Raw genomic sequence first — 14,009 nt, forward strand, 5'->3', positions numbered from 1 at the left:
TTAAAAGTTGTCAGTGGAAGTAAATACGCCGACCCGAAGGCCTTCGGCAGTATAGATCTCGCGACCGTCGACAGTCACCGAACCGTCGGCGATGGCCAGGTTCAGCTTGCCCTTGAGGACGCGCTTGATTTGAATGTTGTAGGTGACTTTCTTGGCGGTCGGCAGGACCTGGCCAAAGAACTTCACTTCGCCCGAACCCAGGGCGCGGCCACGGCCTGGCAGGCCTTGCCAGCCCAGGTAGAAGCCGACCAGTTGCCACATGGCGTCGAGGCCCAGGCAGCCCGGCATGACAGGGTCACCTTCGAAGTGACAGGCGAAGAACCACAGGTCCGGGGTGATATCCAGCTCGGCGACCAATTCACCTTTGCCGTACTTGCCACCCTCTTCGCTGATATGGGTGATGCGATCCACCATCAGCATGTTCGGGGCGGGCAGTTGCGCGTTACCTGGGCCGAACAGCTCACCGCGACTGCAGCGCAGCAGGTCTTCCCGAGTAAAGGCGTTTTGTTTGGTCATGCGAGCTCCTCAATAATCCCATGCGGCAGGGTAGGGCAAATCTTCCCGAACCGAATGAAGCGTTCATGCCTCATGTCGGCAGCCTACACATAGACTATTGCGTTGTAGTGAAAGTCACAGCGGCAAGGTACTGAATGTACACTTGTTCACTGAAATTTTAAACCGAGCCTGTTTATGGGCCCGTTCGGGTGCCTAAGACTGCCGCACTTTCGTCTTTCACGCCAGTCGGAGTTGGCTGATGGCGCGCCGCTATTGCACCCAGCGCTGCAGGATTTGCTGCAGATCCGTGCGTTTGAACGGCTTGGCCAGGTAATCGTTCATTCCGGCCGCAAGGCAGGCTTCCCGGTCGCCCTGCAAGGCGTTGGCCGTCAGGGCGATGATCGGCAGGTCGGCGCAGCCGGGCAGTTGGCGAATCTGCCGGGTGGCTTCATAACCGTCGATCAGGGGCAGGCGACAATCCATCAGGATCGCGGTGAAGATCAGGCTCTCGGCACTGCGGATCGCCTCGGCGCCATCGGTGGCCAGGCTGACTTCAAAGCCCAGGCTGCGCAGCATGGCTTCGACCACGGTGCGGTTGACCGGATTGTCCTCCACCAGCAACACATGGCGACCCTCGCCGGCGCTGTGCTTGCCCTCGGCATCCAGGGCGATCGACGGCTGGCTGTGGGGGTCGATGGCCAGCGGGATCTCCAGGGTAAACACCGAGCCACGGCCTTCTTCGCTCTGCGCGCGCAGCGTGCCTCCCATGCGTTCGGCCAGGGTACGGGCGATGGGCAGCCCGAGACCGGTACCGCCGTAACGTCTTGAAATGGAACTGTCGGCCTGCTGGAACGCATCGAACATCAATTCCAGGCGCTCGGCGGAAATCCCGATGCCGCTGTCACGCACGGTGCAGGTGAACCACACCAACTCATGGTCGAGCACCTGCCAGTGGGGCTCGACGCTGACGGTGCCGTGTTCGGTGAACTTCAAGGCATTGCCGATCAGGTTCACCAGGATCTGGCGGATCCGCGTCGGATCGCCCTGTACCCGCAGTGCGTCCATGCCGGGCGGGATCGGCAGCTTGAGCGCCAGCCCGCGCTGCTGGGCGCTGTGCTGGAAGGCCTGGGCGCAACTGTTGATCAGGTCGGCCAGGTTGAAGGGGATATGTTCCAGCTCCAGGGCCGCGCGTTCGATGCGCGAGAAGTCGAGAATGTCGTTGATCACCTTGAGCAAATGCTCGGTGGATTCGGAGGCCAGCGCCGCGTATTCGGTCTGTTCCTCGGTCATTTCGGTGGTTTCCAGCAGTTGCAGCATGCCCAGTACGCCGTTCATCGGCGTGCGCAGTTCGTGGCTCATCATGGCCAGGAAGTCTGACTTGGCGTTGTTGGCCCGTTCGGCCTCTTCGCGGGTCTGGATCAACTGGGCCATGGCCTGCTGTTGTTCGCGGCTGGCCTGGTTGAGGCCTTCGGCGAGGTTGTTGATATGCCGCGACAGGTCGCCCAGCTCCGAGTCATCCACAATCGGCAGCGGCGTCTTGTAGTCGCCCTGCTGGATGGCCTTGACCGCATTGCCCATGGCGCTGATCGGTTGCGACAGGCTCGCCGCCAGGCGCCGGGCGAGCAGGAACGTAAACAGCAGGGCGAACAGCGCGAGGATACCGGCCTTGAACAGGATCTCCTGCTGGCGCTGGCTGAAGGCGTCATTGGACATGCCGACGATCACCCGGCCCAGGTAGTCCGCGCGGGGGGCCTTGGGTTCGTTGAGGTTGTCCTGGAAAAAGTCATTGCCCAACTGGATATGCTGCAGGCGGATCGGTGCCTGGAACACTTTGACCGACAGCGCGCGGTCGTGTTTCTCCGCGGGTTGCTCGACGTACACCAGGATATTTTCGCTGCTGTCCTGAATCTCCAGGAAACGCACATGGGGCGTCGCCAGCGTGGCGCGAAGCAGGCTGTCGAGCACATCGTTGTTGCCCGAGATCACCCCATATTCGGTGGCCGGTGCCAGTTGGTTGGCGATCAATTGGCCGGTGTGGTCCAGTTCCTGGCGCAGGTCCTGGATACGCACGAAGGTGAAGAAGCTGATCAACAGCAACGTCAGCAACAGCGCCGGGCCCAGGGTGATGAGCTGGGTGCGGGTATTGATGTCCCAACGACGACGCAAGGTCATGGGCGTTTTTCTCCTTCGGCCATTCGGGCGGCGACGCTGGCTTCGTCCACCTGTTCGATGCCCAGTGAGCGTGCGACCTGCGCGTTGCCCACGACTTTGAAGCGTTCGGGGTACAGCGCGCGTGGCCAAGCGGCCGGCGGCTGGTCGAGCAAACGATCGAGTACCGCCAGCCAATCGTCCTGGTCGCTGTAGGTGCTGGCGAGGCTGCCGGCGCGCACAAACCCTGCATTGGGCCCGAACAGCGGCAATTGCTGGGCGTAGCTGCTCAGCAGCAGGTTTTTAGCGGTCTTCGGGTTGTACAGCTGCGGGTCATCGAGGCCGAGCAGCACGTCGCTGTTCCTGAACAGGGTTTGCAGCGGACGACTGTCGTTAGTGTTGTCCCAGCGCTGCGGCACGATCTCCAGCTCCAGGGCCGCCGCATGCTGGCGCAATTCGGGCAGCAGGAATTCGCTGTCGGTGCCGTAGAGCACGCCGATGCGCCGTGCCTGGGGCAGGACGCTGCTGATCAGGCGCAGCTGCCGCTCCAGCGGCGGGTCGCTCCACAACAGGCTGACCCGCGCGTGCCGTGAGGCGTCCGGGCGCTGATGGGCTTGGAGCCGACTGATGCGCAGTACCAGCGTCGGCGGCCCTTGAGTATCCCGCAGGCGCCAGTCGAGGCCGGGCAGGTCGAGCAGGATCAGGCGCGTGCCGGCGGGCAGGTGGCTGGGTGCTGGCAAGTCGCCGAGGGACGTGAAGGTGACGCGGTCTTCGGGGCGTTGCCGGGCCAGCGCCTGGGTAAAGGCCTGCACCCCGGCGCCGTCTTCGGCGGCAGTCAGCAGGATCTCGGCGCTCCACGCCGGTGCGCACAGCAACAGGCCGGCCAGCAGCCCGGCAAGTTGCCGCAGCCTATAGATAAAGAAGAAGGTCATCCGTGACGAGTCGCCCATGTCAGAACTCTAACTCCGCGCTGAAGTAGAGTACGTGACGATGGTCGTAAGTGTTGTCGGCCCAGGTGGTGGGCTGGTTATCGAGGCGTTGTTGCAACATGCCGGCCAGCTCCACGTTGGCTTTGCCCAGGGCAATGCGCTTGGCCACCCGCAGGTCGACCCGTTCGAAACGATATTGGTTGAGTGCGTCGTCGCCATAGTAGAACAGCGCGCTGGACCAACCTTGGCCCCATTCGCGCAACCAGCCGGCCGAGCCACTGTTACGCGCGGTCTGCGCTTTGTCCAGTGGGTTGCTGGTGGTGGCGTCGACATACGCGTAAGTCAGCCGCAGGCGGTCGGCGTTGCTCACGCGCCAGTCGAACTGGGACTCGGCGCCGGTGAAGCGTGAGCTGTTGGCGTTGCTGGCAATGTACTGGTTATTGCGCAGCGGCGAGCTGATCATGTCGGTGATTTCGTCGTAGAACACCTTCACGTCCATGTTCAGCCCGATGTCGGCAAAGAAGCCGTTGTAGCCCAGTTCCCGCGAGCGCATCAGTTCTTTGTCGAGGTTGCCCGGGCCTCGCGTCTTCACGAAGTACTGTCCGGAACTCTGCCCATAGGTCGGTGAGCTGAGGTTGGTGACGCGGTAGCTCCAGTTGACATTGTTCTCGAACATGTCCGGCGAACGGATGGCTTCCGAGTACACCGCGCGCAAGCCGTGGCGCGGGTTGATCAAATAGTTGACCGCCACCCTGGGCGTCAGCGAATGGCCGCTCAGGTGCGTGTCTTCGAACATGGCGCCGCCTTGCAGCAGCCAATGTTCACTGGCGCGCCATTCCAACTGGCCGAACAGGCGCCAGGTGGTGTCGTCCAGGGTGCCGTTGAAGTAGGTATCGGAGTCGGCGCGGTCGTAGCGGTAATTCATGCCGCTGACCAGGCGCAGGCTGTCGGACAGGCTGAGGGTGTCCTGGATTTCCACATCGTAGCGGCTTTCGCGGGTGCTCTGGTCGATGTCGCCGCAGACGCTCTGGTTGGCGCCGTTGCGCCACTGGTCCAGTACCTGGTTGGCCAAGGCTTGTTCGGCGGCGCTGCCCGGTGGCGCGGTGCCCTGGCTGTAGGTGTCCATATGCCGGGCCAGCCGTTCGGCATAGTTGGGGTTGAGCTGCCACAACTGGGTCAGCTCGGGGCTGAACGAGACCTTGGCGTCACAGGCCTTCCAGATTTGCCGGCGGTCCCACTGCTGGGCCGAGCCTTGGATATACAGGCTGTGCTCGGGGTTGAAATCAAAGTTCCAGCGCAGGGAACCGGCGTAGTCCTTGGCCGTGACGTCGGAATTGTCGCCGCCCTCGGTAATCCCGGCGAATACCGGGGTGTAGGTATAAGGGCGCTGGTTGGTGCCTTCCTTGGCATTCAGTTGCCAGTCGATACTCTGTTGCGCGTTCAAGGTCTGGCTCACTGCCAGGCTGAAGCGGTTGAGGCGACGGCCGTCGCGGCGGTCGGCGCCAGCGGCATCGCTGTCAAAGCCATCGTCCTGTTGCCCGGACAGCGACAGGCGCAGATCGCCGGTTTCCCAGCCCACGCCCTGGCTGGCATAAAAGTCATTGATACCGCGCTCACCGCGAATCACCTTCACCCGTGAGCCATGGCTGTTGGCCGGTGAGCGCGTGAGGATATTGACCACCGCCATCAAGGCATTCGCCCCGTAGCTGACGGTGTTGGGGCCGCGGAAGACCTCGATGCGCTCGATGTCTTCCATTGCTACCGGAATGTCGCTCCAGTCCACCGTGGCCAGGCCGGCGCGGTACACCGAACGCCCGTCGATCAATACCTGCATGCGGCGCGCATCGCTGGCGCTGGTGCCGTGGTAGTTCACCGCCGCCTGGTTGCCGGTGGTGTAGCCGACCATCATCCCCGGCACCAGGCGCAGCAGCTCGCTGATGTCCCTTGCGCCGCTGGCCTTGATCAACTCGCTGTCGATCACGGTCATGCTGCCCGGCACGGCGGCCGCCGATTGCTTGAGACGCGTGGCGGTCAATACCTGCGGCAGCGGCTGGCTGTCGAGGAACAGGTCGTCAGCCAGCGCAGGTGCACTGCACAACAGCATAAGCAGTAGAGATGAACGGGAAGGAGGGCCCAAATACACGACATGGCCTTGATAATGACGGATAGCCGCCCATGTTAACCGAGGCGAGGCTATTTGCCAGTCGTCGCCCTTGCAATTCCGTTACACGGACATGGCATTTCCCGACAGGCCCACGATTTGATACGGGGGCTGGCCGCAAGCGGGTCGCCCCGTATAATGCCGCCATCGCCACTGGTATGGATTAACGGATTGCATATGACTGAACAGCGCCCTATTGCGGTCCTGGGAGGCGGAAGTTTTGGTACCGCCGTGGCTAACCTGCTGGCCGAGAACGGCCATGCGGTGCGCCAGTGGATGCGCGATCCCGAGCAGGCCGAGGCCATTCGCGTACACCGCGAAAATCCTCGTTACCTTAAAGGCATCAAGATTCATCCGGCGGTCGAGCCGGTCACCGACCTGTTGGCCACCCTGGCGGACTGCGACCTGTGCTTTGTCGCGCTGCCTTCCAGCGCCTTGCGCGCGGTGCTGGCGCCCCATGCCGAGCGCCTGGCGGGCAAGCTGCTGGTCAGCCTGACCAAGGGCATCGAGGCGCAGACCTTCAAGCTGATGAGCGAAATCCTCGCCGAGATCGCCCCCCGGGCGCGCATTGGCGTGCTGTCCGGGCCGAACCTGGCGCGGGAAGTCGCCGAGCACGCGCTGACCGCCACGGTGATCGCCAGCGAGGATGAGGCGTTGTGCGAGCGCGTCCAGGCGGTGCTGCATGGCCGGACCTTCCGCGTATACGCCAGTGGCGACCGCTTTGGCGTGGAACTGGGCGGGGCGCTGAAAAACGTCTACGCGATCATCGCCGGCATGGCGGTGGCGCTGGGCATGGGCGAAAACACCAAGAGCATGCTGATTACCCGTGCCCTGGCGGAAATGACCCGCTTCGCGGTGAACCAGGGCGCCAACCCCATGACCTTCCTGGGCCTGGCCGGCGTGGGCGACTTGATCGTCACCTGCTCGTCGCCGAAAAGCCGCAACTACCAGGTGGGTTTCGCCCTGGGCCAGGGCCTGAGCCTGGAAGACGCGGTGACGCGCCTGGGCGAAGTGGCCGAAGGGGTCAACACCCTCAAGGTGCTCAAGGCCAAGGCCCAGGAAGTCGGCGTGTACATGCCGCTGGTCGCCGGGCTGCACGCGATCCTGTTTGAAGGGCGCACCTTGAACCAGGTCATCGAGTTGCTGATGCGGGCCGAGCCCAAAACCGACGTCGACTTTATTTCCACCAGTGGTTTCAACTGAGGAACGCGCCATGAACGATCCGAAAGCAGCCCCCAAGTACGAGTCCATTATCCTGCGCATCCTGTGGATGCTGGTGTTTGCCCTGGTGTGGCAGGTGGCGCAGTTCCTGCTCGGCGCATTGGTGGTGGTGCAGTTGATCTACCGCCTGGTCTACAGCGCGCCGAACCTGGGCCTGATGAACTTCGGCGACAGCCTCAGCCAGTTTCTTGCCCAGATCGGCCGCTTTGGCAGCTTCCACACCGAACAGAAGCCCTGGCCGTTCGCCGACTGGCCAACCCCTCGCGCTCCCGAGGGCGAAGCCGCCCACAGCGTGCCGCCGGCGCCGCACCCGGTGCGGGATGAGGAGCCGAAGCTATGAAGGTGTGGGTCTTGCGTCACGGTGAGGCCGAGGCGCATGCCCGCACGGATGCCGAGCGCAACCTCACCGAACATGGCCGCGCCGAGGTGTTGCGTAGTGCGGCGCACCTGATCGGCCAGCCGCTCAGCGCGATCATTACCAGCCCGTACGTGCGGGCGCAGCAGACTGCACAGCTGGTGCGGGACGCGTTGGGTTTTGAACCGGATATCCGCACGGTGCCTTGGCTCACGCCGGAGGGCAATCCGCTGGAGGTCCTGAGCAAGCTCGACAGTGATGACAACGTGCTGCTGGTCAGTCATCAGCCCCTGGTCGGCAGCTTGATCAGTTTTCTGCAGCATGGCCATCAGCGCCAGCCGCAGCCGATGTCCACCGCCAGCCTGGCGGAGCTTGAGGGCGACTTCCCGCTGGCGGGGTTGATGAGCCTGGTCAGCGTGAAGAATCCGTAGGCTATCGTCGGGCCACAAAGGCGCGGGTCCCATGTCCGTCGCTTTTCGTTGGCCCGAGCGCAGCGAGGCAGTTGTGTGGCAGGATTAGGTCCGTAATAAAACCAATAAGGACAATTCCATGAGCTTGTGGCGCACCCAACCGAATATCGAACAACTCAATGCCGGCCAGAAAAACACCATCGGTGAGCTGCTGGACATCCGTTTTGAAAGCTTCGACGACGAATCCCTCACCGCCAGCATGGTGGTCGACCACCGCACTCACCAGCCCTACGGCCTGCTGCATGGCGGTGCGTCGGTGGTACTGGCCGAGAGTGTCGGCTCCGTGGCGGCTTATTTGTGCATCGACCCGAGCAAGTTCTATTGCGTGGGCCTGGAGGTCAACGCCAATCACCTGCGCGGTGTGCGCAGCGGGCGGGTGACGGCGGTGGCCAAGGCGATCCATATCGGCCGCACCACCCAGGTCTGGGACATCCGCCTGACCACCGATGACGGCAAGTGCAACTGTGTCTCACGGCTGACCATGGCCGTGGTGCCTTTGGGCGAAACCCCTCCGGCGCGATAGGTGTGGCGTGAGTGTCATCATTCCTGGCAGTTACAGTCATTGCTGTGGGGCTTGGGGCTGGTGACAATCAATCTCGGTTTTTGCAGATGGGTCCGCTATGTCGCAGCACGTGTTTTTTGCCCACGCCAATGGCTTCCCCTCGGCCACCTACGGCAAGCTGTTTGCCGCCCTGGCCCCGGAATATGCGGTGGCTCACTTGCCGCAGCACGGTCACGACCCCAGGTTCCCAGTGGACGATAACTGGCAGAACCTGGTGGACGAGTTGATCCATCATCTGGAGCAGCAACCGCAGCCCGTCTGGGGCGTGGGCCATTCCCTGGGTGGCGTGCTGCATTTGCACGCGGCCCTGCGCTGCCCGCAGCTGTATCGCGGGGTGGTGATGCTCGATTCGCCGGTATTGACCCGCGCCGACCGCTGGGTGATCCGCGCCGCCAAGCGTTTCGGTTTTATCGATCGACTCACGCCGGCCGGCCGTACCTTGGGCCGTCGTGAAGAATTCAGCGACCTGGACGCCGCGCGCAGCTACTTCGCCGGCAAGACCCTGTTCCGAGGCTTCGACCCGGAATGCTTCGACGCCTACTTGCAACACGGCCTGTACCAGGCGGGTGATCGCCTGCGCCTGCGTTTCGACCCAGCCACCGAAATCAGCATCTACCGGGGCGTGCCCCACACCAGCCCTGGCCAGGTGCGCCAATTGAAAGTGCCGCTGGCGGTGGTGCGCGGTCGCCAGAGCCGCGTGGTGATGCGTCACCACGCCAGCGGTGTCGACCGTCTGCCCATGGGCGAAATGCTCACCATGCCCGGCGGCCATATGTTTCCCCTCGAACGCCCCCAGGACACCGCGACCTTGATCAAGACCCTGTTCGCGCGCTGGGAAGCCCGGGAGCGCAGCTGCGCATGAGCACACCCGTCGAAGAGGTTCGCCTGAGCCTGCCGCACATTGAGTTGGCGGCCCATCTGTTTGGCCCCGAGGACGGTTTGCCGGTGATCGCCCTGCATGGCTGGCTGGACAATGCCAACAGCTTTGCACGCCTGGCGCCGAAGCTTGCGGGTTTGCGTATCGTGGCGCTGGACATGGCCGGCCATGGGCATTCGGCGCATCGTCCTACAGGTGCCGGTTATGCCTTGTGGGATTACGTCCACGACGTGCTGCACGTTGCCGAGCAACTGGGCTGGAAACGTTTTGCATTACTCGGCCACTCCCTCGGCGCCATCGTGTCCCTGGTGCTGGCCGGTGCCTTGCCGGAACGGGTGACGCACCTGGGTTTGATTGACGGCGTGATCCCGCCCACGGCCAGCGGTGAGAACGCGGCCGAGCGCCTGGGCATGGCCTTGCAGGCGCAATTGAACCTGCAGGATAAGCGCAAGCCGGTCTACACCACCCTGGATCGGGCGGTTGAGGCGCGCATGAAAGGTCTGGTCGCCGTGAGCCGTGAAGCCGCAGAGCTGCTGGCCCAGCGCGGTTTGATGCCGGTGCCGGGCGGTTATACCTGGCGCTCGGACAGTCGCCTGACCCTGGCTTCGCCGATGCGCCTGACCGATGAGCAGGCGATGGCTTTCGTGCGCCGCGTGGGTTGCCCTGCGCAGTTGGTGGTCGCCGCCGATGGCATGTTGGCGAAACATCCCGAATTGCTTTCCCAGCTACCCTTTACGGTAACCACGTTGCCGGGTGGCCATCATTTACACCTGAATGATGAGCCCGGTGCGGTCCTTGTTGCAGACTGTTTCAATCGGTTCTTCTCCGCGCCTTGACTTGGGGCGGTCAACTGCCGAGGCTGGGCGGATTGAAAGGGAGTCAACCATGAACCAACTCAACACTGCTGCGACCTCCGATGGCCAGGGCTCACCGATCCGATGAGCCTGCGTAAAGGATGTATACGTGCCCTCGGACTGTGCTGTTTCAGCCCCTTGGTGTTCGCCGCCGATGTGCCGGGAAGCCAGGACCTGCCTGCCGTGGCCCGTCAGGTCGACGCACAGATCGTCGATTACCGTCCCGCTGAAGAAAAGGAACGCATCTACCCCATGGGGGCGATCCGCAAGATCAGTGGCCAGTTGCGTTACGAGGGCCAGGCCACCGCCCGTGGGCGAGCCACAGCGATTACCTACGAACTGCCTGCCGAACACACCTCCAGTGCTGCATTCACGTCGACGCGCGAAGCGTTGCAGGCCAACGGCGCGCAGTTGTTGTTCTGGTGCCAGGCCCGCGATTGCGGTGAAAGCAGCCTGTGGGCCAACGAAGTGTTCGGTAATGCCAAGCTGGTAGGGGCCGACGGCCAGCAGGAATACCTGCTGCTGCGTCTGGCTGCCCCGCAGGAAAACTCCCTGGTGGCCATGTACGGCATCACCCGAGGCAACCGCCGTGCCTACCTGCATGTGGAGCAGTTGGATGCCGGCGCACCGCTGGGCGACCTGCTGCCGACCTCGGCCACCTTGTTGCGCGAGCTCAAAAGCACCGGTGAGCTGGATTTCCCCGCGCTTGGCGGCGACCCCGACGACACCTGGCTGACCCTGATTTCCCGGGGCTTGAACCTCGATACGACCTTGCGCGTCAGCCTGACCGGCCCGAAAGCCGAAGCCTGGCGCCAGGCTTTGGTCGATAAAGGCGTGCGCGCCGCGCGCCTGGAAACCGGCAGCACTGAAACCCAAGGCCTGCACCTGCATCTGATACGCTGACCGCAACAGGGCGAACGGACCCGTGCCGTTCGCCTAAGCTCTCTTCCTACAGCCTTTTCTAGAGATACCCCATGCTCAATAACGATCGCCTGCTGGTGCAAATCCTGCTGCTGGTGCTGTTTGGTGCCAGCTTCTGGGTGATGGCGCCGTTCTGGTCGGCGCTGTTCTGGGGCGCGGTGCTGGCGTTTGCCAGTTGGCCGTTGATGGTGCTGCTGACCCGTTGGCTGGGTGGCCGTGAATCCCTGGCCGCCGGCATCCTGACCTTGGGCTGGATGTTGCTGGTGGCGGTGCCGCTGGTATGGCTGGGGTTCAATCTCGCGGACCATGTGCGCGATGCCGTGGCGTTGATCAAGGATATTCAGGTCGATGGGCTGCCCGAGGCGCCAACCTGGTTGGCCGCGATTCCCTTTGTGGGGGAACGCCTGGTCGGCATGTGGAACAGCATCGACGAGCAGGGCGCGGCGCTGATGGTCAGCCTCAAGCCGTACCTGGGGCAGGTGGGTAACTGGCTATTGGCGCGCAGTGCGCAGATCGGCGGGGGCATCCTTGAGCTGACCCTGAGCCTGGTGTTCGTGTTCTTTTTTTATCGTGACGGGCCGCGTCTGGCGATGTTCGTGCATCGTTTGCTGGAACGCCTGATCGGTGACCGTGCCGGTTACTACATCGAACTGGTGGCCGGTACGGTGCAGCGTGTGGTCAACGGTGTGATCGGCACTGCCGCCGCCCAGGCCCTGCTGGCACTGATCGGCTTCCTGATCGCCGGCGTGCCGGGTGCGTTGGTGCTGGGGATCGTGACGTTCCTGCTCAGCCTGATCCCGATGGGCCCGCCGCTGGTATGGATCCCGGCCACGGCCTGGCTGGCGTGGAAAGGCGACTACACCTATGCGGTGTTCCTTGGCGTGTGGGGGACGTTCATCATCAGCGGCGTGGACAACGTGCTCAAGCCGTACCTGATCAGCCGTGGCGGCAACCTGCCGCTGGTGATCGTGTTGCTCGGGGTCTTCGGCGGCTTGATTGCCTTTGGCTTTATCGGCCTGTTTATCGGCCCGACCCTGCTGGCCGTGGCCTACAGCCTGTTGATGGATTGGAGCGCAACCCAGGCCCAGGTTCGACGTGAAGACAAGCCCCTTTAAGCCCTGGGCAACCACATCACGGCGGTCAAGCCGCCGCCTGGGGTCTCTTCCAGGCTCAGGCGGCCGCCCAGGCGTTCTGCCGCTTCCTTAGAGATGGTCATGCCCAGGCCGACGCCGCCGGAATTGCGGTTACGCGAGCCTTCCAGCCGGTAGAACGGTTCGAACACCGCCTCACGCTTATCGACCGCGATCCCCGGCCCGTGGTCGATCACACGGATGACCAGCGCTTCGCGGCTGTCCTCCAGCTCCACGCGGGCTGTGCCGGCATAACGCAAGGCGTTGTCGATCAGGTTGTTGAGGCATGAGCGCAGGGCCATCGGTTGCACCTGCAAGGGCAGGCAGCTGCCCGCACATTGCACATCGGAGCCCTGGTCCTGGGCGTTTTCACTCATGGACTCCACCAGCGCCTGCACATCCAGCCAATGCCGGGTTTCACTGGTGCGCTGTTCGTGCAGGTAGCTCAGGGTGGCGTCGAGCATGCCGATCATGTCGTTCAGGTCCTGGCGCATCTGGCCCTGCAGCCGGGTGTCCTCGATCTGCTCCAGGCGCAGCTTGAGGCGTGACAGCGGGGTGCGCAGGTCATGGGAGACGGCGCCGAGCATGCGCGCGCGTTGGCTGACCTGCTCGCGAATGCGCCTTTGCATCAGGTTGAAGGTCGAGGCGGCCTGCCGTGCTTCCCTCGGGCCGGATTCATCGAGGGGTGGGCTGTCGAGGTCCAGGCTCAAGCGTTCCGCCGCTTCACTCAGGCGCTGTATCGGCCGGCTCAGCAGTTTGGCACCGTACCAGGCCGCGATAATCAACGAGACGAATTGAAAGGTCAGGGGCACCACCGGGCCGCCAAACCAGGGGCGTGGGTGCTTGTCGCGCATCGGCGCCAGGGTCCCGTCCGGCTGCTCGATAAAACGCTCAGGAGGGGGCGGCGGCGGTTGGCCGTAGTGGTGAAACCAGAAGAACGCCAGCCCATGGGCCAGCACAATCGCCACCAGCAACACGCCGAACAGCCGACCGAACAGCGTGTTGAAGGGCGCGCGCATCAGCCAATATCCCGGGCGTCGAACAGGTAGCCTTCGCCGCGCACGGTCTTGATCAACTGCGGTGCCTTGGGGTCATCCCCGAGTTTTTGCCGCAGGCGTGACACCAGCAAGTCGATACTGCGATCAAAGGCCTCTATCGAGCGGCCACGGGCGGCATCAAGCAACTGCTCACGGCTCAGCACCCGGCGCGGGCGTTCGATAAACACCCATAACAGACGGAATTCCGCGTTGGACAGCGGCACCACCAGGCCATCGTCGGCCACCAATTGACGTAACACGCTGTTGAGGCGCCAGTTGTCGAAGCGGATATTCGCGCGCTGTTCGGTGCGGTCATCGCGCACGCGGCGCAGGATGGTCTGGATCCGCGCTACCAGTTCACGGGGTTCGAAGGGCTTGGACATATAGTCATCGGCCCCCAGTTCCAGGCCGATGATGCGGTCGGTGGGCTCGCAGCGGGCCGTGAGCATCAGGATCGGGATATCCGACTCGGCGCGCAGCCAGCGGCACAGGGTCAGGCCGTCTTCCCCCGGCAGCATCAGGTCGAGTACCACCACATCATAGGTTTCGGCTTGCATGGCCAGGCGCATCGCGGCGCCGTCGGTCACGCCGGTGGCGAGGATATTGAAGCGTGCCAGGTAGTCGATCAGCAATTCGCGGATCGGCACATCGTCGTCGACGATCAGCGCACGGGTGTTCCAGCGCTTGTCATCGGCGACCACCGCGCCTTTGGGCTCGTCGTTCAAGGGGACGGAAGGGGTATGCATAGTGCGATCATCTGCCTGGTTGTTGCGCTCAGCATAGGCGCCCAGCCCCATGGCTGGTAGTGCTGGTCGGTGGGTCGTGCGGGCGAGGCTAGCGGCAGGGCGT

14 protein-coding genes are annotated in these 14,009 nt (G+C 63.4%); 8 read left to right on the top strand and 6 right to left on the bottom strand.

The genetic code is table 11. The features are described from left to right. The 4 genes from fabA to B9N88_RS25080 all read right to left on the bottom strand — a co-directional run bounded on the left by fabA (position 1) and on the right by B9N88_RS25080 (position 5,715). On the bottom strand, positions 1-516 hold the full coding sequence (fabA, locus tag B9N88_RS25065) for a 3-hydroxyacyl-[acyl-carrier-protein] dehydratase FabA (protein ID WP_003210552.1): 516 nt from the start codon (positions 514-516) through the stop codon (positions 1-3). A gap of 249 nt (positions 517-765) precedes the next feature. Continuing rightward, on the bottom strand, positions 766-2,667 hold the full coding sequence (locus B9N88_RS25070; RefSeq protein ID WP_027607071.1) for an ATP-binding protein: 1,902 nt from the start codon (positions 2,665-2,667) through the stop codon (positions 766-768). Further along, positions 2,664-3,593, bottom strand: coding sequence for an ABC transporter substrate-binding protein (locus B9N88_RS25075; protein ID WP_027607072.1), 930 nt, complete (start codon positions 3,591-3,593; stop codon positions 2,664-2,666). Before B9N88_RS25075 ends, B9N88_RS25070 begins: the two co-directional genes overlap by 4 nt. A 1-nt stretch (position 3,594) precedes the next feature. Next, positions 3,595-5,715: a TonB-dependent receptor plug domain-containing protein gene (locus tag B9N88_RS25080; protein ID WP_319805411.1), complete on the bottom strand. Its 2,121-nt coding sequence runs from the start codon at positions 5,713-5,715 to the stop codon at positions 3,595-3,597. A 195-nt stretch (positions 5,716-5,910) separates the two neighbouring features. Between B9N88_RS25080 and B9N88_RS25085 the strand changes: the two genes are divergently transcribed. The 8 genes from B9N88_RS25085 (at position 5,911) to B9N88_RS25120 (ending at position 12,108) form a co-directional block, all read left to right on the top strand. Further along, complete coding sequence (locus tag B9N88_RS25085; protein ID WP_027607074.1) at positions 5,911-6,936, top strand: NAD(P)H-dependent glycerol-3-phosphate dehydrogenase; 1,026 nt, start codon at positions 5,911-5,913, stop codon at positions 6,934-6,936. A 10-nt stretch (positions 6,937-6,946) separates the two neighbouring features. Next, a complete protein-coding gene (locus B9N88_RS25090; RefSeq protein WP_027607075.1) occupies positions 6,947-7,294 on the top strand; it encodes a DUF4389 domain-containing protein in 348 nt (115 codons plus the stop codon). After that, positions 7,291-7,740, top strand: coding sequence for a phosphohistidine phosphatase SixA (gene sixA, locus B9N88_RS25095; protein ID WP_027607076.1), 450 nt, complete (start codon positions 7,291-7,293; stop codon positions 7,738-7,740). Before B9N88_RS25090 ends, sixA begins: the two co-directional genes overlap by 4 nt. 118 nt (positions 7,741-7,858) lie before the next feature. Beyond that, positions 7,859-8,302 carry a hotdog fold thioesterase gene (locus B9N88_RS25100; RefSeq protein ID WP_027607077.1) on the top strand — a complete coding sequence of 148 codons (444 nt, stop codon included), beginning with the start codon at positions 7,859-7,861 and terminating at the stop codon, positions 8,300-8,302. 97 nt (positions 8,303-8,399) lie between these two features. Further along, entirely contained in the window at positions 8,400-9,203 is an 804-nt protein-coding gene (locus B9N88_RS25105) for an alpha/beta fold hydrolase (protein WP_027607078.1), read from the top strand. Beyond that, the gene (locus B9N88_RS25110; protein WP_027607079.1) at positions 9,200-10,054 is read left to right on the top strand and encodes an alpha/beta hydrolase; all 855 of its coding nucleotides are present in this window, start codon (positions 9,200-9,202) and stop codon (positions 10,052-10,054) included. Before B9N88_RS25105 ends, B9N88_RS25110 begins: the two co-directional genes overlap by 4 nt. Positions 10,055-10,156: 102 nt before the next feature. Then, positions 10,157-10,975, top strand: a complete 819-nt coding sequence (locus tag B9N88_RS25115; RefSeq protein WP_027607080.1) for a DUF4892 domain-containing protein — start codon at positions 10,157-10,159, stop codon at positions 10,973-10,975. A gap of 71 nt (positions 10,976-11,046) precedes the next feature. Next, on the top strand, positions 11,047-12,108 hold the full coding sequence (locus B9N88_RS25120) for an AI-2E family transporter (protein ID WP_027607081.1): 1,062 nt from the start codon (positions 11,047-11,049) through the stop codon (positions 12,106-12,108). Here the strand turns inward: B9N88_RS25120 and B9N88_RS25125 are convergent. Together B9N88_RS25125 and B9N88_RS25130 are read right to left on the bottom strand one after the other, a co-directional pair. After that, positions 12,105-13,142 (bottom strand): sensor histidine kinase, encoded by a 1,038-nt coding sequence (locus B9N88_RS25125; protein WP_027607082.1) that lies wholly within the window; start codon positions 13,140-13,142, stop codon positions 12,105-12,107. The genes B9N88_RS25120 and B9N88_RS25125 overlap by 4 nt on opposite strands. Next, entirely contained in the window at positions 13,142-13,906 is a 765-nt protein-coding gene (locus tag B9N88_RS25130; protein WP_027607083.1) for a response regulator, read from the bottom strand. The genes B9N88_RS25125 and B9N88_RS25130 overlap by 1 nt, the downstream gene beginning before the upstream one ends. Positions 13,907-14,009 lie beyond the last annotated feature (103 nt).

Source organism: Pseudomonas sp. LAMO17WK12:I1, assembly GCF_900177315.1.
Lineage (GTDB): Bacteria > Pseudomonadota > Gammaproteobacteria > Pseudomonadales > Pseudomonadaceae > Aquipseudomonas > Aquipseudomonas marginalis.